Raw genomic sequence first — 24,492 nt, 5'->3', positions numbered from 1 at the left:
ACGTCCACCAACTGCGGGAGCAGCACGGATAGTTCGACACTACACGCGACCATCCTGACCGAACCCGGGCACGTCAGACGCCAGAAACCCCAAGCCGATCAGCGCCTACGAAATTCTTGGAAGAGCCTTCTTTCTGACAGTCCCGACTCACGTGATCCCGAGTCTGGGCGCGCGGAAGCTGCGGGATCTCACCGCTGAGGACGTTGACCGCTGGTTGGCGGTGAAGGCTCGATCGCTCAGCACGCGCACTCTGCAAGGCGTGCATTCCTGCCTCAATCGTGCGGTCAAGCGAGCCATGGCGCGGGACAAGGTGAAGCGCAACGTCGTCGAGCTGTGCGCCGTTCCGGCCGGCCGTCCGGGGCGCCCGTCCAAGGCGCTCACCTTGGTCCAGGCGGAGGCCGTGCTGAAGGCGGCTGAGGGGACCTCGATGTACGCGTACATCGTCGTCGCGCTGCTGACTGGGGCCCGCACCGAGGAATTGCGGGCGCTGACTTGGGATCACGTCTTTCTCAATGGCAGGCCGGACGCCAATCCGCCGCAGCCTCCGCACATCGCCGTGTGGCGGTCGGTCCGACGGGGTGGTGACACCAAGACGCGGAAGTCCCGGCGCACGCTCGCCCTGCCCGCGCGCTGCGTCGAGGTTCTGTGGGCCCAGTTCGAGGATCAGGGGTGGGAGCGCTTGGCTGCCGGTGATGGCTGGGAGGAGCACGGGCTGGTCTTCTCGTCGGCTGTCGGCAAGCCGCTGGACGCGACGAACGTCCGCCGTGCTTTCCGGGCCGCGCTCAAGGGAGCCAAGGGGATCAACGCCAACGAGTGGACTCCACGGGAGCTTCGGCACAGCTTCGTGTCGCTGCTCTCCGACAGCGGCGTACCCCTGGAAGAGATCTCCCGCCTCGTCGGCCACTCCGGAACGGCCGTGACCGAGGAGGTCTATCGGAAGCAGATCCGACCCGTGATCCAGACCGGCGCCGTGGTCATGGACGGCATCTTCAAGCGGGCCCCGGAGCGGTAGTCACGCAGATAGACACGCACACAGAAACAGGTGAGGCTCCTACCGAATCCGATAGGAGCCTCACCTGCTGTTACGGCTGTCGGGGTGGCGGGATTTGAACCCACGACCTCTTCGTCCCGAATGAGGTTCGATCAAGATCGCTACCGGGCTGGACAGGAATCTGTGCTGGTCAGGAGCTTGGAGTGGGGTGGTTTCGGGTGGCCTCAACGGGTCTCCGAGAGAAGATCATCTCCCAGATTTCTCCCAGACGGCGGTGTGGCAGCCGGGTAGCCTCGGCTGTAGACCGCGTTGCGTGGGCGAATTTGCGCGACGGACGGCATGTGAGCTGACAGGACGCATGACCTGACGGGCGCTCGCCATGTGCAGGCACCCGTCGGGGCGTCCCTGGCCCGATCTATGGGCCGAGCCCAAGCAATCAGCTGAGACGCTCCGCTGCGGGCTCGGCCGCTTGTCCCTCAGTAGTCATTGGCCCGCTCGAGCTCTTCCTCGAGCCCTTCGACCCACGTCGGTTGTGGCAGGGCGTCGAAGGCTTGCCGGTGCTCCAAGATCGACTGACCGAGGGCATGGAAGGCGGTCACCGACCTGGCGTACAGGTACCACCGGCCCCACTGTTGGCCGATTCCGCAGCCGGTACGTTCCGCGAGTTCGGCTATCAAGGTGGCGCGCTCTGCGTCGGGCACGAAGCCCACCATCGGGTACTTGGCGTGGTGACGGTGATCGAGCCCGCTGGAACAGGAGTAGAAGGTGGCGGTCCGGGCCGCACTGAGAGCGAGACTCGCGCCGGCCACTCCGATGTCGTTCCAGTGGAAGACCGACATGAGTTCGGCGAACCCCACGCCATCCTCCTCGTGGAGCGCGTCGAGGATCTCCTCGATGCCGTCCGGCGCGCTCGAACGGGCAGCCCGCTCAAGGATCTCGGCCTCCTCGGCGAGGCACGCCGCGACCTCCTGCCAGCTGGGCAGGCCGAGGCATTGGTAGTCGTGGTGCTCGACGAATCCAGAGGCCACGTCCTCGGCGGTCAACTCGGTTCGTAGCTCAGCCAGTTCGTAGTGATGGCTGATCTCTACCTCGAACTCGGGAACCATGTGCTAATCATGTCGGAGAGGCTGGCGGCGTGGATCCCTTTGTCGTGATTCTCGGCTGGGGCGGCCAACAATCGGATCACGGCGTCCTGACTGTCGCGGCCGTGTGGCCTGACGCGCGACTGTCAGCGGTGCCGCTCGTCGACAGTGGCTCGAACGTGTCTTCAGACCCGCCGGATCGTTGAGCCAGATACCGCACCTGGCTGGGTCCGGTATGGCGCTGCTACGGCTGTCCTCTAAGATTGCGTCGGCATCGCACCAGAACATCGTTTCGAGGCGGAGGGCCGGAAGTCCTGTGGACGCGCCGGGGTGCCTGGCGGGACGACGCGAGCGGATCGCGGACATCTCCCGTGGTCAGCATGGTGGAATCCTTGCCTCCACCAGCGCGTCCGTGATCTCCTGGTGCTCGTTGTTCTCGCTGGTGTGGAGGTGCGTGCTGTGCAGGGTGGGCACTACGGCGTACCCCTTGAGCGAAGCGACTACCTGAAGCTCACCCGCAACAGGAACAGCTGTAAGCCCGAGCGCTTCGCCAAGTGGCTTGAAGGCTTCGGAAGCGGAAAGCGGCTCGCCGTCGACCTCTTCTCGGGAGCAGGGGGGCTGAGTCTCGGGCTCCAGCGCGCCGGCTGGACGGTCGCGGCCGCGGTCGACTTCGACGAACGGGCCTTGGAGACGCACGCCGCGAACTTCCCCGGCATGAGCCTGCACATGGACCTGGGCAACCCCGACGAGCGCGACCGGCTCGAGCAGGTTCTGGAACCGGCCAAGGGGAAGATCGATCTGGTGGCGGGAGGCCCGCCCTGCCAGCCGTTCAGCAGGGCGGGACGCAGCAAGATCCGGAACCTCGTCGAGTATCACGGACGGGATCCCCACGACCGCCGCAAGGAGCTGTGGAGCGCCTACCTAGATGTGGTCAGGCGGCTGGAACCTCGTGCCGTCCTGATGGAGAACGTGCCCGACATGGGGCTGGGCGACGACTTCTTCGTGGTGCGCACGATCGAGCAGCAGCTGGAGGAGTTGGGCTACGCGACTCAGGTGCGCCTCGTCGATGCCTGGCGCTACGGAGTCCCGCAGCATCGCAAGCGGCTGATCCTGCTGGCCAGGAAGGACGTGGACAAGTTCGAGTGGCGGCAGGAGCTGGCGGAGGAGGACCGCACCACGCTGCGGGACGCCATCGGTGACCTGCCCGAACTTCCTGTCGTGCCTACGGAACGGGTCGGCGGCCGTGAGTGGGCGTACTCCGCCGATCCCTCGGAACTCTCCTCGTTCGCGACCGACATGCGTAAGTGGGCGCGACGGGGCGTCGTCTTCGACCACATGACCCGGCGGGTCCGGAAGGACGACTGGGAGATCTTCGACGGGATGGACTCCAGGACCCTGTACTCGGAGATCTCCCCGGAGCTGCAGCGCTACGACGTCAAGCACTTCACGGACAAGTACAAGAAGCTCGGCTGGGGTGAACTCAGCCGGTCGATCACGGCCCACATCGCCAAGGACGGCTACTGGTACATCCACCCGGACCAGAACCGCACGCTGACCGTGCGCGAGGCGGCGCGGGTGCAGACGTTCCCCGACCGGTTCAGGTTCGCAGGAACGCGCAGTGACGCGTTCCGTCAGATCGGAAACGCCGTGCCTCCTCTGCTCGGCCAGGCCGCAGCCGAGGTTCTGCGGCCCACTGACCAGGGGCTGGCGGAGGGGGCGCTGCAGCCTCACTGGCGCACGGTGCGTCGGGAGCTGACCCTTTGGGCGGAGCGGCAACGCGAGGGAGACGAGTGGTACCAGCTTCCGAAGCTGTCCCCTCTGCACGCGGCGGTCGTGGCCATACTGTCCGGGACCAGGGTGCAGCCCGCCCAGATGCACAAAATGGTCGAGACCATCCGGGAACGCAGCTCCCTGACCAAGAACGCTTTCCTGGCCCTTCTTGAGGCAGCTCCCACCGATGCCGCTCGTGCGCGCGTGGACAGGTTGTCCGTGGTCGTGGGCAAGTCACGTCTGTGGCAGCAGCCGGAAGAAGTTCCCGGACACCTGGGGATGAAGCCTGGTGAACAGCGTCTCTACCAGCTGCTGACCGACAACGATCTCCTCTGGATCGGACAGGGGGCGCTCCGCGTCGCCGCTCGTCTCAACGGCAGCGAATCGGATCGCACGAACAAGCTCAGCGACGGACGGGTGGACCTCGTGAAGCTGGTCGGGGCCGGGGAGGAAGCGCCCCTGCGGATGGCCGCCCTGCGCCTGATCGGGGACACGCTGTGCCTGGCTCGGCAGCCACTCTGCGAACGATGTCCTCTGAGCGCGTTCTGCGCCAGCAGGGACGAGGTCTCGGGTGATCTGTTCAGCGACGCGGTGAGCGGGACCCACGGCCGGGTGGCAGTTCCTGCCCAGACCGGCGATCCTGAGCGGCGCACTGCAGCGCGACGTTGAGCGCCGCTCGCTCGACGTCGGTCCGGACCTCGCACTCCCACACCCGGACAACGGCCCATCCTGCGGCTTCCGCCGCCTCGGTGTTCCGACGGTCCCGTTCCTTGTTCGTCTCGATCTTCTGCTGCCACAGGGCGGCGTTGGGGCCTCGGAACACCTTGGGCCCGTGCACGGGACACCCGTGCCAGAAGCATCCGTCGACGAACACGGCAACGCCATACCGGGGCAGGACGAAATCGGCCGTGCAACGAGGGGCCACCTTGCGCTGAAGCCGGAACCGGAGCCCCTGCCGGTGAACGGCTCTTCGGAGGGTTACCTCGGGTGCCGTGTCACGTGCACGACGTCCGCGGAGGTGTTCGCCCTTCGCTGTGCTGACCCAGTTTCCGCCTGCTGCGCTGCTGTTCTGTGCCATCCCTGTGGTTCCAGCCCGTCCGCGACGTCCCGGCAAGCAGGGTGCCACACTCTGCTCATGCTCCGGGAACCAGCTGAACTCCGTATCGACGACCAAGGCCGTGTCGAACTCCCCCTTGGGCTGCTCGCCGAGGCCGGTCTCGCACCGGGCGCCGGCCTCGTGGCGTTCAGTGACGGGGACGGCAGGATCGTCCTCCGCCGGGCGGAGGACGCCATGCTGGACTTGGTCGAACGGGGGCGGCTCTGACGAGCGGGGCCACGCAGCTGTCTACGGCCCGGGGACGAAGCCCAGGGAGAGGGCCTCGTTGCGGGCGTGGAGGGCTTGGACCGCCTGAACTTCGGGAACCTCCTGGTCGAGTTCGAGGCGCCGACCGACGTACTGGGCGAGCTGGCGCTGCCAAGGCTCGAGGTTGCGCGTTTCCTTCGCCCACTGTTCGACCGCGTACCACTCGTCCGGGGAGATGAGCGATACCTCGTCAGTCGCGCCCGCGTCGGCCTGCGTACCGCCAGCGAGTGCCGCCTCGTCCAAGGGGTGGTCTCGGAGCTCTGCCCGCAGCACCCCAGGCACAGCCCACGGCACTCGGGACACTGCATCCCAGCAGGCTGCCTTCTTGGCCCACTCGCCCACGTGGTTGCCCTCACGAGGCGCGGTCACGACCGCCATCACCCGGGGGCACAGGTCGTCGATCGACTCTGCGAGGGCCTCCGAGATCGCCTGTTCCCGCCAGATCTGGTCGAGATCGATCCGTCTGTCCGCAGCGAGTGACAGCCGGGCCATGGTGTAAGTGGTGATCATGCTCTTGTAGCTGCCTGCCTGGTGTGCGGCAGCGATGCGGTCCACCGCCTTGAACAGGATCGCCATGGCGATCACACGTTGGCAGTATTGGACGTCGACCCGAGGGGGTGCCTCGTCGACGCGGAGCATGAACTCGGCGAAGTTCTTCTGGGCTCCCCGGCTGACGTGGTACGGAAGCTGGTTCCAGGAGTGGACGAACTTCGCGAGGTCCGCCTTCGTGAACTTCTGCCGTGTCGGATTGAGTGCCTTGAAGTGGCGCTGCCGGGCCGGGGTGCGGGCCTTGGCCAGCTCGTCGGTGAACTGACCGCGGGCACGCTCGTAGAACCAGTGCGTCTCCTGGCCGCTCCCGTCCGTCGCAGGAGCCCACAGGGAACGGGTGATCCTCTGAACGGCCACGTGGTACTCGTGGTTCGAGCTGAAGTCGACCAGTGTCACCCGGTTCTGGGTGTTCGAGTACTGGGAGATCTTCGGAACGATCTCAGCGAGCCGTACCGGGGACACCTCCGTGAGCTTCATCTGCACCATGACATGCGACAGGTCGGCCTTGTCACGGCTCGACGCGTAGTGAAGCGAGGCCGTCGTCTGGCCACCGTTGACGATCTGGAGCCCGTGCACCCGGGATATCCCGGTGGGCTCCCCGTGCGGGCCACGTACGAAGTCGACCTGGGACGCCGTCGCCGTGATGCCGTTGTTGTAGGACAGGAACCTGCCGGGTGCGTCGAGCAGCGTCTCCCGGATGCCTCGGTTGACCGCGCCCCTGGTCTGCAGGAAGGAGCGGACGTTCAGTTCGAGCAGCCGCGTGCCGTGCTCGCCGTAGAGTTCCGCCAGCCGTTGCCCAGGGATCACCGACAGTGCCACGGAATGGTCCGGCTCCGTGCTGGGGGTCGAGACGCAGGGCAGCGGTGGGTCGAAGGACACCACGATGGGCTCGCTGATGCTGCCGGACGTCGCGTGGCGGTGCAGCCGTGCCAGGTCCCACACCTCACGGCTGACCGGGAGTCCGCCGAACTCGCCGGGAGAGAGGTCGGTGGAGGTGCTCACACGGTTGGTGAGCAGGAACAACCTGATCCGCTGTACCTCGGTCAGGGCCTTCTCGACCGCGGCGCACATGTCGTACACGTCGAAGGACTCGTCGATGTGCTGCTGCAGTCCGTCCCGGCACCGGCGTGCGAACGTCAGGAGTCGTTTGAAGAACGACTCGGCCTGGGCCTTCGTGAGTTTGGCGTCCGACGGGTCGAGGTGGAAGTCCGTGAAGAAGAGGTCGAGGCACTCGCCGGACTCCCCGACGCCGTATCCATGCACCTCGTGTCCGTGGGCCTTGTGGTAAGCGGTGAAGGTGTTGGACGCGATGCCGGTCTGCTCCAGGTCCTCGAACACCCTGCGTGTGAACGCCTCGGGGGTGGTGGTCCCCTCGGCGTCGGCGGTCGCCTGGACGTCCGCGACGAGGTCGCGGGAGAACTCGTTCAGGTCGAGTTCAGGCATGCTGGCCCCTGATCAGTTCGGTCACCTCGTCGGTCGTGGCTCGGTACTGGTCCAGTCCCGTGGTGTTCACCTGGTACGTGCAGTGGCCGACGCCTTCACGGAGATCTGCCTCGACGATTCTCGGGAAGGCGTCCCGCACATGCCAGAAGTGCAGGTCACGAAGGGTGTAGCGCGGCTCGTCGTAGAGGTCACGGTGCCCGGGGAGATATCCGGCCTGGATCAGACGGCCGTCGAACCCGGAGCGGGCGGCAGGGCTGGTGAGCTGTTCCCGTATACAGTCGACCAGCCTGTTCAGGCTCTCGCCCGATCCGCCGCGCCGCTCGTCAAGCATCGCGAGTGCCAGGAGGAGCGTGGGCACCCCGGTGGCGTCCAGCTGCCGCTCGCTGGCGATGCGGATACTCCGAGGCCGCTTCGCGGTGCTCGACTTGGCCTCGATGGCCACAGCGGGAAGCTGGAAGTCCTGGTCGGCCCCCGAGGGCCCGGTCCAGGAGTCGACGGCGTCGGTCTGGGCGAGCGGTGGCAGGACGTGCTCCCGGAGGACCAGGAGCTCGCCGGCCAGCCCTCGGCGCTCCTCCGGCCTCAGCCCGTCGGTGCCGACCGCCCGCAGCAGGTCCTGCCACCTCCCGAACCGGTCCACGGCAGCGGTCAGTGCCGCGTCGGCTGCGGGCGCGGCCCGCACAGTGTCAGCGACGTCGTCTACAAGCGGGTTGAAGACCTCACGAAGCTCGTTGGAGGTCAGGACCACCTGGAGTTCGTACTCGACCCGTGACACCGCACTCAGGTTCATCTCCAGCCCTGCCGCCCGCGGAAGCCGACCCACCGAGCGGACGATGTGGTCCGCGGCGCGTGCGTCGGCTCGGAGAACCAGCATGCGCTGGTGGCCCGGGTGGGAGACGGACAGGAAGACGTCCAGCGGTGCGTCAGGGTGCAGACGGAGGCGGGACCGCCCTGTAGTGCCCTGGGGCGTCTCCAGTTCACGCCATTCGTCCTCGGTGACAGTCACTCCGAGTCCTCCTCGTCGTAGGTGTCGAGGCCCTCCTGCTGCCAGATGCTGTTGACGACGTACGTGGTGTCCGACTGGTGCTGGGAGCGGGGGAAGCTCACCTTGAAGCCCACCAAAGGCGGTTGCGCTGCCCCGTCCGCAGACGCGGGCCGCTCGATCAGGTAGATCAGCAGCAGCGCCTGGTCGGGCCTGCGCTGCCAGCGCAGGAGCTCGCCGGAGGGGTTCTGGGGAACCTTCTCCTTCTTGTTCTTCTCCGCTGCCTTCTTTGTCGCGACGCGCGCGGCCTCCACTTGGCCCTCATCGAGGTCGAGGTACTCGTCAGGGGGGCTGAGCACACGACGGATCGTGTACCGCCCCTCAGCCTCGAAACCCGGGTTGATGGCTGTGCGCGTCACGGGTCCGACGGTGTGTCCGGCGACGTCCTGAGGGTCCTTCGCGGTGGTCTTGCCGACAAGGATCACCGTCCACTGGGGAAGTTCTCCCACGGCTACACACTGCTCGATGTACTTCGCGATGAACCGGGGGCGGACCCTCTGCGCCGTACGCTCGGTCTCGTAGCGGGAGAGGAACTCGACGACAGCGTCGGAGGGGACTCCGTTCCACCTCACGTTGCCGCCCGGCGTCTTCGCAGCCTCGGCCTCAGTGACCCCGTCAAGCCTCTGGACGAAGTCCCCGAGCGCCTTCAGGTTGTGCTCGACGGTCCGCTGGGCCAAGTCGAAGAGCACCGTCTCCGGGCCTTCGCCTGAGTAGCTCAGCATGACCTTGGTTCCCTGGCGCATTTTGTTCGCGGCCGTGATCGCGAGACCGAGTGACGAGGCGCGTACCTTCAGCCCGAAGTTCCTCGGTGTGAGGTCGAGGGCGGCCATCTCCTCGACCTCACGGCGCAGTTCGTCGGTCGCAGAGGTCACCTCGACGTACCTGGCCTGGAGCTTGGGGGTGGTGTAGAGGCGGCAGAGGTCCTCGTAGCCTGGGCGGTATCCGAACCACCGGCCCATCTGGAGCAGACTGTCGTAAGTGGTGGTGTTGCGCAGGTAGTAGCTGACGGTCAGCCCTTCCAGGGTGAGACCTCGGGAGAGTTTCTGGCCTCCTATCGCGATGACCGAGAGGCCGTTCCTGCGGTGCTCGTAGTAGTCGAGCGCGTCACGCGAGGCGCCGTTCACCGTCTTGACCACGATCTTGCGCAGGGCCGGCATGAGCTGCCTGGACACCTCCTTCCAGGTCACCCGCTCGGCCTCGTCGGCAGGGAAATGGCCGGTGGTGGGTACGAAGTCCCGCTCCCAGAGGTCCTGAAAGTCGGCCATGCGTGCTTGGGCCTGCCCGTATCGGTCGCTGAGTGAGTCCACGAGGAGGCGCAGGTGGTCGTAGACCTGGTCTCTCATGGTCGCCTGTGCCAGGTTGAAACGGCTGAGGTGGACGAGCATGGAGTTGTGGACCCTCGTCTGCCCCCGTGCCCTGCGGGCGGCACATGCGAGCACGAACGAAGCGATGGCCTCGTGAAGGGACCGCGGAAGGTCGTCGGAGGGTTCGAAGTCCGACTTGTGCTTGGTCGGCACCCAGGTCTCGCCGTCGTCCACAGGACGCACGAGCGGGAGCGGCAGGACGCCTTCCTCGTCGTCGTTGTCGACCTGGAGCCCGAAGACCCGTTCGGGGCCGAGGTAGTTGGTCGGTGAGGGCAGGGTACGGATGAAGCTCTCGGGGAAGAGGTCCGAGCCGAGGGAGGCGTGCTCGGCGTCCGGGTCGATGTAGATGTTGGCGAACGGCGTGGCCGTGTACCCGACGTACGCCGCCTTCTCGAAGCTCTTCATGAGGTCGCGGATCGCACCGTTGGTCCTGGTCGGGTCCGCTTCGGGGTCGCGCTTGGTGTTGACGGAGGCGTTGTCCGCCTCGTCGTCGATGACGAACAGCGGGATGTCACGTACGACCTTGTTACCCCTCTCGTCCTCCGTGCCCTGGACCTCCGTCACCCACGTACGCAGGTACTCGAGGATCTTCCAGTGCTTCTTGACGACGAGGACCACGGGGAAACGGCCGAGCGGGAAGTTGACCGCGTTCGCCGCCTGCCGACCAAAGTCGCCCTTCTCGGAGCTGTTGGTCGGCGACGCGATGTCCAGTCTCCGCGCACCGGGCATCCTCCCGGCTCCCATGAGGCGGGACTTCCCGTTCTGGTTGGACCGCTGCTGGTGCTGGGTGTCGAACCCGAGGAGGCCCTCGTCGACCCGCAGCTGTGTCTGGCTCCGGAGGTCGTTGTGGATGCCGGCGAGGATCACCACGAACTGGTACCCCGCATCGACGGCCTTCGCGGCGAGCCCGATGTACTGGCCCGTCTTGCCCGACTGGACCTGCCCGATCACGAGGCCCGTGCGACGCCAGGATCCCGGGCGGCGAGGGTCCTCCAGCTGGCTCAGGACGTCGTCCGTGCTCTGGTCGAGGCGACGTACGACGACCGGGGGGAGGTTGCGGACGTCCTCGAGGTAGCGCCGGTAGCGCTCCCAGAAGTCCCAGTCCCGGTCGTTCTTGGCCTCGGGCAACCACTGCTCGTGCCCTCTGTCGCTCTCCAGGCCGGAGGAGCCCTCCTGGAAGACGGCGGTCATGGCCTCGATCTCCTTGGCCAGTCGCTCCCGGTCGAGGACCTCGCCCTGCCCGGCCAGCATCCCGAAGATGACGGTGACCGCGTTCTGCACTTCATCGGGAGTCGGCTGTCGGTCCTGGGAGAGCAGGGCGAGTACCAGGCGCCTGGCCTTGGCGAGGGAGTCGGTCGACTCCTCGGGGTTGGGGCTCACAGCGGTCCTCCGACTGGAAGTTGACGGTATCGAGCAGGGTAGGGGCGGCCACTGACATCAGGCTCATGTGCTCCAGAAGCCCTGCAGTTGGTCGAAGGGCGGCATGGACCTCAGCCGCTCCCGTGCCGCGGCAGGTGACCGCCCGTCGGAGACCAGCGACTCGTACACCCGGTGGGCGATCTCCGTGACCTCCGCGTCGGCGAACCCAGCCCCTCCGAAGGGCTCGGGGTCGTCGCTGGTGTCCGTCTCGTGCATCACGCGCAGCGCGGTGACGGGAACGGTCTCCTCCAACAGGCGGATCAGCGCGCGTACGTCGTCGGCACTGCCACCGCCGGGTCGCAATGCCGCTCTGACCAATGGGTGGCCACGGTTGATCCGGCAGCTGACCCGATCGTCGGTACGGCGGACGTTCCAGGCGTACAGCAGGGGATCGCCATGTGTCCGTGCCGCGATCTGCCCGCGGTAGCGCAACACGTCGGCAGCCTGTCTCCGGGTCCGCTTGGCGATGCGCTGGAGGTGGGGTCGCAGGCCGACGGGAGGGACGACGCTCGACTTGCGGACGTCGACGCCCCACTCGACATCGGTCTCGGCCGGGATGTCGACGGCGATGCGGGCCAGGTTGTACTTCTCCTCGCGGCGTATGCCGCGCTGCCCGAGCCAGTCCCCGGCGAGGATCAGACGGTCCCGGCGGTAGACGTAGAACCCCTGCTGGTCGAGCCACCCACGTGGCCCTCCGGCAGCTTCGTACTCGGCCGGGGCGAGCCGCTGGGCACTCGGCAGGACGAATGCCTCCACACGCACGGTTCCTGCTCCGAGTGGGAGCTGCTCGACCGGAAGCGACTGCACGGAGGGGTGTCCCGTCAGGAAGGGGTCCCACCCTTCGACGGTGCTCCCGGAGACCCGCAAGGTGCGGCGACGGCTTCCGACGAGGAAACGGGCGAATACCATGGCGAGGTGTGACCTCACTCGGTGTCTCTCCGCGTAGAACTGCTTCTGGGTCCGCTCGTCGTCCACCGTCACGTCGCCGACGTGGTAGCCGTTGAGTCTCCGCCACAACACGATGGTGCCGTGATCCGACGTGCCGCGGATCCTGTCCAGCAGAGCGGTGGTCGTCTCGTCCGCGCCGCGCAGCAGGCGCCACTGGCCGGACTTCTCGACGACGTCGAGATCCCAGGTCCGTGTGTGCCACGCACCGGAGGTCGCGGTGGACACGGTGAGCTGTCTCGCCTGGGAGAACGACGCCGACTTGAGGCCGACCCCGAAACGACCGAGATCTGTGGCGCTCCGCGGCGTCGCCGGTCCACGCGCGGCCACGGTCATGGCGGTGACGAGCTCCTCCGCGTTCATACCGCCGCCGTCGTCGACGACGGCGATCCACGAGTCCCGTCCTGCCCAGGTGAACTCGACGTCGATGTTCGTCGCGTGCGCGGAGAGGCTGTTGTCCACCAAGTCCGCGACGGCTGCGGGCAGGGAGTACCCGAGGGAGCTGAGAGAGGCGACCATGCCCGCAGGTTCGGGGGCCGCGATGTCGTACGTCATGCGCAGTTCCAGCCCTGCTCCCGCTCCCTGCTGCTTCTCGGTGTGCGGCTGTCCCGAGAACCAGCGGAACCGAGTGAGCGAGCACCCCCTGACGGGCAGGGAAACCAGGCCGCACCTCTGGTTCTGACGTGCGCTCCAAGTCCCTGTCCAGGGCTGATGGTAATGGAGCGCGAGGGCGAAGAATCCGGGGTTGGCTTGAACCTGCCCATGGCGTACACACTCTCGCCGACCTTGGTGAAGGCGTCGACAGTCGTGTACGGACTCCTGGGCATGCGGCACTCCGCAGCGCAGCAGCGCGACCAACTGCTGGTCGAATCCCCGGTCTCGTATCTGCTCAGGATTGAACACGGCTTGGAGCCCAGCGGCCTGATTCGCCGTATCACGCGTGCAGGGCAACGGGTCACGGGAAGTGGGAGTTGAGCCGGACCTCGTCAGCTTCGTCATTGCACGGTGGGTTCGCCGCCGATGAGGCGGCCGATGCAGGTGCTCTCGCATTGCTGGCGGCTCTCACCGTCGATGTAGGCAACGACGTGGTGTGCTCCACACAGGGCGCCTCGACGTACGGCACGCCCCATCGAAAGTGATTCGATTGGATGACTGGAGACAGGAGTTCGCCCGGGGCAGACAGGAAAGACCCCGGAAGGGGCTGGTGCACACCCGCAACGCATGCGAACGTACAACGCCCTGCCGGAGAACCACCCCCGAACCCACGGAGGCGCCCCTGCATCCGCACCACCCCAGCAATCCCACCGGCCCCGACGTGCCGGACCCGGTGTACTGGGTCACCCCGCGCCACCTGGCCGGTGACGACGGCGATCTCGCCGAGCGGATGGGCGACATCCTGGTCGGCCTTGGCTGGCGCATGTGGCCGACTTCCCGTGACACCCTGTTGTATGTGAGCCCGGACGGGCTGCGCGGCGCCGAGTGGATTCTCGCGGCCCACCCATTCGAGCTGGGTGGGCTGCCTGTCGCCTGGCAGCTCAGCGCCCGCTCCCATGCGGCCTCCGCCATTGCCGAATGGAACGTGTACTTCACCGCCGGTGTCCCGCCTGAGGCGCTCGCTGATCTCCTCGTCGCGATCGACGCCCGTGAGGCGCCCGACGTCGGCTTCGAGGGCCCCGAGAGCGTCCTGACCGCGCTCAGTACCCAGGGCTGGCTCCGCGACGTGGACCGGCCCCGCACCGCTGCCGACCCCGGCTTCTCCTGCACCGTGTCTCTGGAGTTGCTGCCGCCGCTCATCCAGGACGTTGACCCGCGCCCCGACCTGGTGGGCTGGCAGGCATGGGCGGAACCCGTGCTCGGCGCACCGTACCTGTGGTGCGCGAACTTCAGCGCCAGCGTCCCCCACGACCTGGTCGCCGCGTTCGCCTCCTCGCTGGCCTCACCGGTCCCGGTACCCCGCCGCCACTTGCCCGAGTCCACTGAGGGGCGGCTCAGCGTCGTCCGCCGCAGCTGACAATCCGCGCCCGCACGGAGCCGCTGTCATGCGGCTCCCCGCCCCTTTCCCTGGGGGCGCGTTCTCTGCACCTGTCAGACGAGAGAGATGGAGTTCTGCATGTACTTCCGACGCCGTGCCCGTGCCGACCGTGAGTTCCGCGAGGCTCAGCAGGAGGGATTCGCGGTGCTGCAGCGGCTGGCGCAGGAGCCGTCGCCGTTTGGCTCCGCCCAGGCTGAGGTACCAGCGGCGCCAGCCGGATCGGACGCTGCGGCGCACGCGCCCGACTTCCCGCCAGCCGATCTGCGCGCGCCGTCCCGGCAGGACGTCGACGGGTTCATGATGCGTTGGGTCCAGCCGCTCGTCATCGATGGCCAGGTTCGTACGTGTCCGCAGTGCGGCGACTACCGGGACTGGATCGTCTTCTGCATGCGCGACGACTCGGTGTGGCTGCGTTGCCGGGCCGGTCACGAAACGAAGGAGCCGGGCTTGGACGCAGCCTGGTACAACCGCAACTCCGGCCCGGTCGACCGCTATCACCCCACCCTCGAAGAGGGCCTGCGCCACCTCGGCCACTGAGCCCCCACGCCCTTCAACCTGCCGATGCCGGAGCTCGGCTCGGCTCGAGGGATGAGCCCGCCGGGCAGGGCTCGTCACGACAGTGATGTGCGCACTGCCTCGACCAGCGATGCCGCCCGCACATCGTCAGAGCCGCTGATGATGTGGTTCATCACGTAGCCGAAGGCGATGCCGTGTTCCGGGTCGGCGAATCCGAGGGAGCCACCCCGTCCGGTGTGGCCGAAGGAGTGCGGCCCGGTCATGGGATTGCCCTCGGTGGGCAGCATGTATCCGGAGCTGAAGCGGCTGGGCGCCACCAATACTTGGTCCATTCCGCTCGACTGCTCTTTTGTGGCCGATGCGATCGTCTCTGGGGTGAGCAGGCGCACGCCGTCCACCTCTCCGATCAGCGCCGCGTACATGCACGCCAGCCCCCGCGCGGTGCCGATGCCGTTGGAGGCCGGGAGTTCCGCGGCCTGCACCTCGGGGGAGTCGAAGTCGATCGCCGCCGGGTCAGTGACCATGTACGCCCTGTTGCTGAAGGAGTTCGGGTCGCGCCAGGCGGCGACCTGTTCGCGGAGGTCTTCGGGGATCGACTCCGGTGGCAGGGTGGTGAAGTCGACGTCCGGCTTCCGGTGCACCATGCGGCTGACCCGGTCGCGTTCGCTCGCCGGCAGCCCGATGAAGAAGTCGAGCCCGAGCGGGGCGGCGAACTCGTCGGCGAAGAAGCGGCCCGGTGAGCGGCCGGACACCCTGCGGATCAATTCGCCGACCAGCCAGCCCCATGTCCGCCCGTGATATCCGTGGGCGGTTCCTGGAGCCCACACCGGGCGCTGAGCGGCCAGTGCGGCGGCCATTGGATGCCAGGCCAACGCCTCGGTCAGCGGAACTGGTTGGTCCAGTGTGACCAGGCCGGCCTGGTGGGACAGGAGCCAGCGCACCGGGATGTCTGCCTTGCCGTTCGCGGCGAACTCCGGCCAGTACTTGGCCACAGGCGCGTCTAGGTCCAGCTCGCCGCGCTGGACCAGCAGATGCGCGGCGCTTGCAGTTGCCCCCTTGGTTGCTGAGTAGACCAGTTGAAGAGTGTCGCGTTGCCATGGGCGGCCGGTGTCGGGATCGGCGACTCCACCCCACAGGTCCACCACTGGCTGGCCGTGCTGGTACACGCACACCGCTGCGCCGATGTCCCCGTGCTGCGCGAAGTTGGCCGCGAACGCCGCGCGCACGGGCTCGAATTCGGCCGCGACTTCACCGTTGATCGTCGTCATACGGACCATCGTGGCACTCCGACCGCCTGGGCCAAGGGCTCAGCCCGCACCGCACTCGTAGCATGCAGTGTCCTCGGTCACGCTGTAACGGGCAGTGCCTGGAGCCGCTCGCGGAACTCTCGGATGGCGGGATCTGACTTGCGTGGTTCGAGCCGCGCGGAGAACTCCTTCAGGCGGTCCAGGGCCCGGACGGAGGTGACCTTGTCTTCGAGGAGCCCGGCGCCGTAGTTCGCTGCGTCGAGTGCCCCGTCGAGATCGCCACCGGCAAGGCGGGCCTCGGCCAGACGGCTGGAGCGCACGGCTTTGTCCCGGGGAGCCGCCTTGTTGATGGAGGCTTCCAGGGAGCGCGTAGCGCGCTCCACTTGGCCCGAGCGCAGCAGGACCTTGCCCTCGGTCGACCTCAGCTGTGCCTCGCCGAACCAGGCGAGCCAGTCCGGGGTGTCCTCCACCGTGTGGCGCTCCCAGAGGGAAGCGGCACGATTCAGCGCCGTACCGGCCCTTTGGTGATCGCCGTCGCGGGACAGCGCTTCGGCCTTGTGCAGGTAGAGGAAGGACTGGGTGTAGGGCGACAGCGTTCGAGGCGCGTTGTCCAGGGCTGTTGCGATGAGGTCGACCCGCTCGGCGGTCCGGCCGGCCTCGGAGACGTGCACGCCCATCTCCGCCAGGACGAAGGCGCCGAAGGCATCGTCACCGGCCGTACGGGCGCTACGCAGGGCCCCGACGTAGTACTGCTGCCCGGCCGACCGCAGCCCTGAGTCGTAGGCCATCCAGCCGGACAGGTGCGACACCCGGGCCGCGAGCGCGTACAGCCGGAGGCGGACGCTGTCTGTGTACCGGCCGGCGCTGAGGAGACCGCTGATCAGGCTGAAGTCACCGCGTGCTTGCTCCAGAAGCCGGGCGCCGCCGAGCTGGTCGTCGAGCGTGCGGAGCGTGCTGATCCGTTGTTCAAGCGTCGAGACCATCTTGTCGGTGACTTGATCGCCGTTGAGCGCCGAGGCGAACGCCGGCGGTGCATCGACCCAGCTCGCCGCAAGCCCTGTCAGGGCGGCGCCGGTGATGGTGAGAAAGCCTCGGCGGTCCAAGCGGCCGCTGCCCACCAGGTCAGCCAGCGCCTCGACGGTTCCCGCCTCCGTCCATGGGGCAGTAAGCCCTGTCACTTCCCACACGGGCAGCCACTGTGGCCACTGTTCCGCCTGGATCTGCGCGTAGGGGATACGGAGGAGGTCGGCGAGCACGCGCTGAGCATCCCCGTCCGGCTCTTGTCCCTGCTCCCACTTCCACACCGTCGTCCGGTTGGTCGCCAGGGAGATGCCGAGCAGCGTGCCACGTGACCGCATGAGGCGGGCGAACTCGGCCTTTCCCCATCCATGCGACTGGCGCACGAAGGTCAGCGGGTGAACTGCTAACGGTTCACCGGGCACGTCATCACTCCCGTCATCCCCTCACGGCGTGGTCCGGAGGCTACTGCGCGTACAGGCCCGCGGAAGGGTGTCCCCGAGAGAAACCTCCAAGAAACGTTCCGGGCATGTACGCCGCGGCAGTTGACTGTGGGAGCCCCACCGGAGCTGCCAGAAGGTGCCGCTCCTGCACGACCACCACATACGGCGGCTCCATCACCGTCCCCCGTCGGAGATGGAGCCGCTCCCCACCCCTCCGGAGGCGTCCGCCATGCCTACGCTCGTCTTACGCTTTGCCCTTGCTGGTGCGGAGGACGAGGTATCTCCCGCCCGCCACAAGATCGTTGACTGCGTCCGGGCGTGGGGTGTCGCCCTGGGCGACGACGCGGCGGACACGATCCGCCTGGTCGCGTCCGAGCTGATCAGTAACGCGGTGATCCACGGAGCAGGGCCTGTAACCGTCGTGCTTCACCACCGCCCCGGCAGGTTGGTGATCGCTGTATCCGACCGTGACCAGCAGGCTCCGGTGGCGAGTTGTGCGCCCGATAGCGCCGAGTGCGGGCGTGGACTCGCATTGGTGGACTACTTCGCGGTGCGCTCAGGCTGGGAGCCCCTCGCGCATGGCAAGAGAGTGTGGGCGGAGATCGAACTCCCGAAGCCTCCACCGGCCATCAGGGCGGCCGTTCTCCGCAGGTTCTTCGCGGCCCGACTACGGCGTGGGACCGGACCTGTGCTCCAGCCACTGGCCCGAACGGCGGCCTGAGCAGCCTCGCACTCGTACGCCCAGACCTATCAGGCCCCACGGCAGAGCAGTCGGGGTCTGTATGTGAGCGCCGCGTTGCGCTCTGCCAGCTTCAGGCTGCCCACTGACCGCCGCTCTCACGTAACCAACATCTCCCACGGGCGTGGGAGCGGCCTTTGAACCCTCGCCGGAGTCCTGGCGAGGGATCCGAACAGGAAGGAGCAAGAGGTGGCACAGACCATTGCACCGCTTCCCACGAGGGGCGGCCTTCTGGTGGCGGTCGAGGAGCTGACCGCCGTCCACGACCGGTACGACAGCCTCCGGTCCGACAACCAGGGGAGCTCCGGAGACGCTCCGTGGCCCGGCGGTGACGGCAACTTGACCGAGGTCGCATAGCACCAGGCGGCAGGGCGAGCTCAGTGGTTCGTGCTCGCCCTGCCGCATCTGCACCACATGGACGAACGCATGAGGAGGCAGCAATGGAACACCAGTTGATCAACGCCATCGAGGCAGCACTCGGGTGGAACGGGCCCGGTGAACTCGGCAAGGGATTCGCCCGGGGACGCATGGGGGACGTCGGCCTCGCCGCTCGCATCCTGACGCCGAACCGCCTGCTCGACATCGCGATGCGCAGGAGCCTGAACCGCCCGCAGTTCCGGTGCTTCCAGAAGGGCGAGGAAGTCCACCCGGCCATCTACTACACCGACGTCGTCAGCCCTCGTGGCCAAAGCATCCCCACGGTCAACATGCGCAGCCTGGGCAGGCTGCTCGGGGAAGGCGCCACGCTCATCCTCGACCAGCTCAACGTCTTCGACCCGACCATGGAGGTCGCCTGCCGGGCACTGCAGTGGTGGTCCCACGAACGGGTACAGGTCAACGCCTACCTGACGACGAACGACGCCTCCGGCTTCCCGCTGCACTGGGACGACCACGATGTGGTGATCGTCCAGCTCGCAGGCGAGAAGGCGTGGGAGGTACGCGGGACTTCCCGTGCGGCCCCCCTGTACCGGGACGCCGACCCCAACACCACCCCGAGCGAGGAGATCCTCTGGTCCGGAGTCATGCGGACCGGCGACATCATGCACATCCCCCGAGGACATTGGCACCGGGCGACCCGGGCCGGCAGCGGCTCAGGGAAGAGCCTCCACGTGACCTTCGGCATCACCCAGCGCACGGGGGCGAGCTGGATGGGATGGCTGGCCGACTGGTGTCGAGAGCGGGAGATCTTCCGTCGAGACCTGGACCGCAGTCCCGGAGCCAGCGGTGAAGCCCTGAAGGAGGCTGCCGTACAACTGATCGGCGAGCGCTCACCCGCCGACTTCCTGGCCGTCTACGAGCAGCAGACGACGCTGCCCCGCCACGTGCCTTACCTGGACATCCTCGGCCCGCTGGAGGCCGCGGTGTGCACCACCCGCTTCCGCCCCGAGATCAAGGAGCGCGGCGACACCGTCGACGTTCTGGCCTCGGGCAAGAAGCTCACCCTCGCGTCCAAGGCTCTGCCCGCGCTGCGTCTTCTGCTCAGCGGCCAGCCGGTCCCGCTCGACCAGGCGGCGGCCACTGTCGGGGCCGAAGTAGCCGAGGTCGCCGAGATCTTGGTGAAGGAGGAGATATGCGCGACGCTGACCCCCGAGTTGTCCTCGGGTTACACCGGTCTCGTCACGAACGCCGTCTCCTGACCGGCGCGCTGGACCTCGGCGTCACCGCGCTCGACACCAGCTCCAATTACCTCGGCTTCCGCTCGCACGAGGTTCTGGCGCGCGTGGCCGGGGATCTGCTGCCGAGATTCACGCTCTCCACCAAGGTCGGCTATTTCCCAGGGGCAGACAGGGCGGAGCACTCCCTCGACCCGGCGCGGCTGCACGTAGCCGTGGAACAAGCGGTCAAGGACCTCGGGCGGGAGCCGGACCTGATCTTCCTGCACAACCCGGAACACACCCTCACGGGAGCCGCGTCCCGTGACCGATACACACTGGCCCAGGCGTGCGCCGCGCTCGACGTAGCCGCGGCGAAGGGGGTGTGCGGCGCCTGGGGTGTCGCGTCGTGGGATCCCGCGCCGCTGGTGGGCCTGGTCGACGTGGCCCTGCCGCGGCCCTCGGTCCTCATGGTCCGCGCCGGCCTCCTGGTCGGGACCAGGACGCTCGACGCAGCGGATGCCGTGGCTGCGGCATGGGGCCTCGGCAGCGACAGGGTCTGGGGGATGAGCCCCTTCGGCGGCAGCACCCGCGCTCCGGTGTGGGACAGAATCAACCCTGGTGTGTTCCTCCGGGGCGGTGACCGCCTAACCCGGGTGCAGGCGGCTTTCCGAGCGGCGTACGACCTTCCGAAGGTCAGCACCATCGCCGTGGGCACGGATGAGCCCGCCCACTTGGGCGAGCTGATGGGCGCCCTGGCCGGCAAGGTGGACGAGCGGGCCGTTCGCGAGTACCGGGACCTCATCCGGTCCCGGTCGCGTGATCAGCCTGCTTGAAGCTCCGCGACGACTCGCTCCACCATCTGGCGCGCGGGCTTCAGCCGGGGGTCCTGTGGGTGCGCGTCTGGCCCAAGGATCTTCGAACACGCGAAGAGCGTCATCAGCTTGCCGTCCCGGCTCTCGAAGTCGTGGCGTCGCTCGTGCCAAACGCGATCGGCCAGAGCAGGGACGGCGAGCGAGCTGCCCCACAGCGAAGCGGCATCCAAGCCGCGCGGCGCGTTGCCCCAGTCCTCCCAGTCGAAGAGAGAGAACGTCGGCGCGGTCATGTTGGCCCAGTTCAGGTCCGCGTGGGCGGGAACCCAGCGCTCGACGGTTGTGTTGAGGTCGTGGGTAGGGGCGACGCTGCGGACGGCTTCAGTGACAAGAGCCTGCGTGACGGTGATGGTGTCCGGGGTGGCGACGCGCCGCGTTTCCTGGGCCGTGAGCGCGTCCAGCGAGGTGTTGAACGCTTGCCACCACGAGTCCTGCAGCTTCGGGTCTTCGCTAAGGATCGCGTTGCCGATGGGTGGACTCGGCAGGAGTTCGGTCTCGTCGGCCCGCCACATCACGGGTTCGTCCGCGTCCCGCCAGACCACGCACCCACGCCAGACGGGCTGGGCAATGCCTTCCAGACGTGCGGCGCATTCAGTGCCGTTCCAGCCCTGCACACCGATCTTGTCGAGCCCGCGCCTCTCGATACGGATCCATGTCCGCCGGTCAGTACGCGCTCCGACCGAGCGGCGTTTACGTACCACCGTCTCCCGGTCCAGTTCGACTTGAAGGGATCGCTCTACGTGATCGAGAACGATGTCCACCGATTCAACTCGCAAGTCGACGGCGCGCGCCGAAGGGGCCGAGAGCGTCATGCGGGCGACCGTAGCACCGGCACAACTCACCCCATGGCCAACTCAGCGAACATGGCAGGACCCGGACAGGGGCCCTGGTGGGGCGCAGACGTATGACCAGTGCAATGTCCGCTACTGAGACCGTGTCCCAGGGCACGAGGCGTTCGCCCGTGCCGTGGGACGCCGCCCGCCGTCGGTTACGGCGTGAGCCGGTTCGGTCCGCGGAAGAGGAAGGTGGCCTCACGGATGGAGTCCAGGCCGAGCATCACCATCAGCACCCGGCCGAGCCCCATGCCGAGCCCGCCGTGCGGCGGGCATCCGTACCGGAAGGCATTCAGGTAGTCCTGCAGCGGCTTCGTGCTCATGCCCTTCTCGGCGGCCTGCTTGAGCAGCACGTCGTAGCGGTGCTCGCGCTGGGCGCCGGTGGTGACCTCCAGGCCCTTCCACAGCAGGTCGAAGCTCAGGGTCACGCTCGGGTCGTCGGCCGGCCGCATGTGGTAGAAGGGCCGGATGACGGCCGGGTAGTGCGTGATGAACACGAACTCGTGCCCGGTGGCCTCCTTGATGTGAGCCGAGATGCTCCGCTCACCCTCCGGGTCCAGGTCCACCTTGACCCCCTCCGGGTCCCAGCCGCCCTCACGCAGAACCTCGTGCGCTTGGGCCATGGTGATGCGGGGGAACGGCGTGGTGGGCACGGCAGCCTCGACGCCGAAGTGCTCGCGGATTGCCTCGCCGTGCACGTCGGCCACCTTGGTGATGGCGTGGGCGAGCATCTGCTCCTCGAACGCCATCACGTCCTCGACGCCGTCGATCCAGGCCAGCTCCACGTCGACGCCGGTGAACTCGGTGGCGTGCCGGGAGGTGAACGACGGCTCGGCGCGGAAGACCGGACCGATCTCGAAGACCTTCTCGATCCCGGCCGAGATCGCCATCTGCTTGTAGAACTGCGGCGACTGCGCCAGATAGGCGGAGCGGTCGAAGTAGCCCAGCTTGAAGACCTCCGCCCCAGACTCCGAGGCGGTGCCCATGAGCTTGGGCGTGTGCATCTCGGTAGCGCCCTGCGCGTAGGCGTACTCGCGCATCCCCTGTTCCAGGGTGGTCTGCACGGCGAACAGCAGCTGAGCGGCGGGACGGCGCCGCACATCCAGGAAGCGCCAGTCGAGACGCTGCTCCAGGCCGGTGTGCTCGTCGATCGGCAACGGCGTCGCGGCCGGGTTCAGGACCTCCACCTGCTCGGGGACGATCTCCAGGCCGTCGAGTTTCACCTGGGCGGCGTCGACGACGCGGCCGGTGATCCGTACTGCGGATTCGAGGGTGAGGGCTTCGAGCTGGGCCTCCAGCGGTCCGTCGTCGCGCGTATGGGTCACCTGCACCATGCCGGTGCTGTCGCGCACGATGACGAACTGCATCTTGCGCTGCAGGCGGAGGGTGTTCACCCACCCGCAGACGGAAACGGTACGGCCGACGTGTTCTCGCAGGTCAGCGACGTGTACGCGGCTTTGGATCATTGCGGTCCTCCGAAGGACATCGTCATGATCCCTTGGGAGTGCGGGCGAGAAGGGAACTCGCGGTACCACCGCACTTTCGCCGCCACGAGGTGGCGGCCTCATTCGGGCCCGGTGACGGGGGCCGGCCGGCGGGGCATGGGACCACGACGTGGTCGTTCCTCCCCGCGCTCGGGAGGGTCTTCGCCTCGGGGTGCGAGTCCGCCTTCCCAGCTACCGGCGGCTCTCTCTGCTCGCGTGATCCCTGGCTACTCGTCTCCGTCATCGCGTTGCCCAGCAGGTTACGGACCTCGCGGATACCGCCGCAATCAAGAACGCACTCATGATCGGGAGGATCTGCTGTGACCGTGTCCGTGCGACGAGCGGTGGCCGCCGACGCCGGGGAGCTGGCCCGCCTGCGCCAGCTTTCGCTGACCTGCCCGTCTGTGCCGTGGAGCGAGCCGAGGGCCGTGCCGGATGGGCCATGGGTCAAGGAGTGCGAGGAGGCCATCGCTTCCCTGCTCCGCGACCAGGACAGGACCGCCGCGTTCGTCGTCGATGCCGAACCGGGCCGCATGGCGGCCTGCGCGATGGGCTTGCTACTGCCCAGGCTCCCGGGACCCGACAGCGCCAAACCGTTCAACGGTGACATCAGCACTGTCTCGCCACCGATCAGGCATTTCGCAGGCGCGGCTACGCGCGGGCCGTGGTGACAGCGCTCATGGACTGGATGACCGCCAGCGGCTGCAAGCGCGTCAGCCTGTCCTCCAGCTCGGAGGGCGAGCCGCTGTACGCGTCGCTCGGGTTCACTTACGACGACCCGCGGATGTCCTGGCGGGCCCGCTGATGGGGCGACACGGTCACGACCGCAGTCCCCCGCTCGATCAGCATCCGGCTCGCGATGACCTGGCACTACGGCCGGCGGTGGAGGACGCGGCGATGGGCCGGTGGGAGAGTGCCCGGGATCTGCTGGTCGCGACGGGCCCGGACTGGGACCGGAGGATCTTCCGCCTCCAGATCCTCGCCGAAGCGGGGGCGCGGCTCAGGTTTGCCGATACCTGGGCCAAGGCCGAGCCCCGCTCTCCGCACGCCCTCGCTCTCCTCGCGAACGTGCAGGCCCTGCGAGCGATGATCGCCGGACGCGGTGCCGGGCGAACCCTGATGGAGGAAGCCTGGTCCACCTGTCACACCGCTCTGGACGCGTGGCCCCGAGACGTGGCACCGCTGGTCGTCATGCTCGCGCTGCTGCGTACCCACGTCCCCGACCGAGACACGCTCGGCCGCGTATGGGAGGAGATCAAGCAGCGCGACCCCTGGAACCGTGAAGCGCACCACGAGATCGTCACCTATCTCCTCCCGCGCTATCACGGCGCGCAGGGCGAGGCCGCATGGTGGGCCGAGGAGCAGGCGTCCATCGCCCCTCAAGGCTTACCCATCGCCGTCCTACCCCTGGTCGTCCTCGCGGAGGCACACCGCTCCCGTCAGGAGCAGGACCAGAAGACGTACGGCCTGACGATCCACCCCTGGGTCGACTGCCCGCAGATCGACGTCGTGCTGGAGCGCTGGTGGCGCTACCGCGCACCGCATCCGCACGCATGCCTCGCCGACGACGCCAACTACCTCGCCCACGCCCTGTCGTTCGCGAACCGGCACCACGAGGCCCTGGAGGTCTTCGACGTGATCGGCCCGTACGCCACGCAAGTCCCCTGGTCCTACTGCGGCCAGGCCCGCGAACTGTTCCTGCGGCACCGCGGCTGGGCGTACAGCCCGCCACGGCGCCGACACCACTGAGCC

21 protein-coding genes and 1 pseudogene are annotated in these 24,492 nt (G+C 67.7%); 12 read left to right on the top strand and 10 right to left on the bottom strand.

What is annotated here, in order from left to right:
• Positions 1–148: 148 nt before the first annotated feature.
• Positions 149–1,012: pseudogene (locus ACFQVC_RS30100) on the top strand (tyrosine-type recombinase/integrase); the annotation flags it as partial.
• 455 nt (positions 1,013–1,467) lie between these two features.
• On the opposite strand, the gene ACFQVC_RS30095 reads toward ACFQVC_RS30100, so the two are convergent.
• On the bottom strand, positions 1,468–2,097 hold the full coding sequence (locus ACFQVC_RS30095) for a hypothetical protein (RefSeq protein WP_381836436.1): 630 nt from the start codon (positions 2,095–2,097) through the stop codon (positions 1,468–1,470).
• Between the two features lie 435 nt (positions 2,098–2,532).
• Between ACFQVC_RS30095 and dcm the strand changes: the two genes are divergently transcribed.
• Positions 2,533–4,512, top strand: coding sequence for a DNA (cytosine-5-)-methyltransferase (gene dcm, locus ACFQVC_RS30090; protein WP_381836472.1), 1,980 nt, complete (start codon positions 2,533–2,535; stop codon positions 4,510–4,512).
• Here dcm and ACFQVC_RS30085 read toward each other — a convergent pair.
• A complete protein-coding gene (locus tag ACFQVC_RS30085; protein ID WP_381836434.1) occupies positions 4,424–4,921 on the bottom strand; it encodes a very short patch repair endonuclease in 498 nt (165 codons plus the stop codon). The genes dcm and ACFQVC_RS30085 overlap by 89 nt on opposite strands.
• A gap of 57 nt (positions 4,922–4,978) precedes the next feature.
• Here ACFQVC_RS30085 and ACFQVC_RS30080 point away from each other — a divergent pair, with 57 nt between their 5' ends.
• The gene (locus tag ACFQVC_RS30080) at positions 4,979–5,167 is read left to right on the top strand and encodes a hypothetical protein (protein WP_381836432.1); all 189 of its coding nucleotides are present in this window, start codon (positions 4,979–4,981) and stop codon (positions 5,165–5,167) included.
• Positions 5,168–5,188: 21 nt separating this feature from the next.
• Here the strand turns inward: ACFQVC_RS30080 and ACFQVC_RS30075 are convergent, their stop codons facing one another.
• From ACFQVC_RS30075 to ACFQVC_RS30060, 4 genes are all read right to left on the bottom strand, one after another.
• The gene (locus ACFQVC_RS30075; protein ID WP_381836431.1) at positions 5,189–7,198 is read right to left on the bottom strand and encodes an AIPR family protein; all 2,010 of its coding nucleotides are present in this window, start codon (positions 7,196–7,198) and stop codon (positions 5,189–5,191) included.
• The gene (locus tag ACFQVC_RS30070; RefSeq protein ID WP_381836429.1) at positions 7,191–8,201 is read right to left on the bottom strand and encodes a PD-(D/E)XK motif protein; all 1,011 of its coding nucleotides are present in this window, start codon (positions 8,199–8,201) and stop codon (positions 7,191–7,193) included. Before ACFQVC_RS30070 ends, ACFQVC_RS30075 begins: the two co-directional genes overlap by 8 nt.
• Positions 8,198–10,981 carry a Z1 domain-containing protein gene (locus ACFQVC_RS30065; RefSeq protein ID WP_381836427.1) on the bottom strand — a complete coding sequence of 928 codons (2,784 nt, stop codon included), beginning with the start codon at positions 10,979–10,981 and terminating at the stop codon, positions 8,198–8,200. Before ACFQVC_RS30065 ends, ACFQVC_RS30070 begins: the two co-directional genes overlap by 4 nt.
• Positions 10,982–11,044: 63 nt before the next feature.
• Positions 11,045–12,520 (bottom strand): ATP-binding protein, encoded by a 1,476-nt coding sequence (locus ACFQVC_RS30060; RefSeq protein WP_381836425.1) that lies wholly within the window; start codon positions 12,518–12,520, stop codon positions 11,045–11,047.
• Positions 12,521–13,292: 772 nt separating this feature from the next.
• Between ACFQVC_RS30060 and ACFQVC_RS30055 the strand changes: the two genes are divergently transcribed.
• On the top strand, positions 13,293–13,976 hold the full coding sequence (locus ACFQVC_RS30055; protein WP_381836470.1) for an SPDY domain-containing protein: 684 nt from the start codon (positions 13,293–13,295) through the stop codon (positions 13,974–13,976).
• Between the two features lie 99 nt (positions 13,977–14,075).
• Entirely contained in the window at positions 14,076–14,534 is a 459-nt protein-coding gene (locus ACFQVC_RS30050) for a hypothetical protein (RefSeq protein WP_381836423.1), read from the top strand.
• A gap of 74 nt (positions 14,535–14,608) precedes the next feature.
• Here the strand turns inward: ACFQVC_RS30050 and ACFQVC_RS30045 are convergent, their stop codons facing one another.
• The gene (locus tag ACFQVC_RS30045) at positions 14,609–15,781 is read right to left on the bottom strand and encodes a serine hydrolase domain-containing protein (RefSeq protein WP_381836421.1); all 1,173 of its coding nucleotides are present in this window, start codon (positions 15,779–15,781) and stop codon (positions 14,609–14,611) included.
• A 77-nt stretch (positions 15,782–15,858) separates the two neighbouring features.
• Positions 15,859–17,202, bottom strand: coding sequence for a transcriptional regulator (locus tag ACFQVC_RS30040; protein WP_381836419.1), 1,344 nt, complete (start codon positions 17,200–17,202; stop codon positions 15,859–15,861).
• A gap of 211 nt (positions 17,203–17,413) precedes the next feature.
• Here ACFQVC_RS30040 and ACFQVC_RS30035 point away from each other — a divergent pair, with 211 nt between their 5' ends.
• From ACFQVC_RS30035 to ACFQVC_RS30020, 4 genes are all read left to right on the top strand, one after another.
• A complete protein-coding gene (locus ACFQVC_RS30035; RefSeq protein WP_381836468.1) occupies positions 17,414–17,941 on the top strand; it encodes an ATP-binding protein in 528 nt (175 codons plus the stop codon).
• Positions 17,942–18,148: 207 nt separating this feature from the next.
• Positions 18,149–18,316 (top strand): hypothetical protein, encoded by a 168-nt coding sequence (locus ACFQVC_RS30030; RefSeq protein ID WP_381836417.1) that lies wholly within the window; start codon positions 18,149–18,151, stop codon positions 18,314–18,316.
• Positions 18,317–18,399: 83 nt separating this feature from the next.
• Entirely contained in the window at positions 18,400–19,596 is a 1,197-nt protein-coding gene (locus ACFQVC_RS30025) for a JmjC domain-containing protein (RefSeq protein WP_381836415.1), read from the top strand.
• Positions 19,530–20,387: an aldo/keto reductase gene (locus ACFQVC_RS30020; protein ID WP_381836413.1), complete on the top strand. Its 858-nt coding sequence runs from the start codon at positions 19,530–19,532 to the stop codon at positions 20,385–20,387. Before ACFQVC_RS30025 ends, ACFQVC_RS30020 begins: the two co-directional genes overlap by 67 nt.
• Here the strand turns inward: ACFQVC_RS30020 and ACFQVC_RS30015 are convergent.
• Together ACFQVC_RS30015 and aspS are read right to left on the bottom strand one after the other, a co-directional pair.
• Positions 20,375–21,235, bottom strand: a complete 861-nt coding sequence (locus ACFQVC_RS30015; protein ID WP_381836411.1) for a hypothetical protein — start codon at positions 21,233–21,235, stop codon at positions 20,375–20,377. The genes ACFQVC_RS30020 and ACFQVC_RS30015 overlap by 13 nt on opposite strands.
• A 176-nt stretch (positions 21,236–21,411) precedes the next feature.
• Entirely contained in the window at positions 21,412–22,722 is a 1,311-nt protein-coding gene (gene aspS, locus ACFQVC_RS30010; protein ID WP_381836409.1) for an aspartate--tRNA(Asn) ligase, read from the bottom strand.
• Positions 22,723–23,060: 338 nt separating this feature from the next.
• Here aspS and ACFQVC_RS30005 point away from each other — a divergent pair, with 338 nt between their 5' ends.
• From ACFQVC_RS30005 to ACFQVC_RS29995, 3 genes are all read left to right on the top strand, one after another.
• On the top strand, positions 23,061–23,411 hold the full coding sequence (locus ACFQVC_RS30005; protein ID WP_381836407.1) for a hypothetical protein: 351 nt from the start codon (positions 23,061–23,063) through the stop codon (positions 23,409–23,411).
• Positions 23,405–23,545 carry a hypothetical protein gene (locus ACFQVC_RS30000; RefSeq protein WP_381836405.1) on the top strand — a complete coding sequence of 47 codons (141 nt, stop codon included), beginning with the start codon at positions 23,405–23,407 and terminating at the stop codon, positions 23,543–23,545. Before ACFQVC_RS30005 ends, ACFQVC_RS30000 begins: the two co-directional genes overlap by 7 nt.
• A gap of 92 nt (positions 23,546–23,637) precedes the next feature.
• Positions 23,638–24,489, top strand: coding sequence for a hypothetical protein (locus ACFQVC_RS29995; RefSeq protein ID WP_381836403.1), 852 nt, complete (start codon positions 23,638–23,640; stop codon positions 24,487–24,489).
• Positions 24,490–24,492: the final 3 nt, after the last annotated feature.

It is taken from the genome of Streptomyces monticola (assembly GCF_042665355.1).
GTDB classification, from domain to species: Bacteria; Actinomycetota; Actinomycetes; order Streptomycetales; family Streptomycetaceae; genus Streptomyces; species Streptomyces monticola.
The sequence above is the reverse complement of the archived record's forward strand: the minus strand, read 5'-3'. Positions and strand labels throughout refer to the sequence as shown.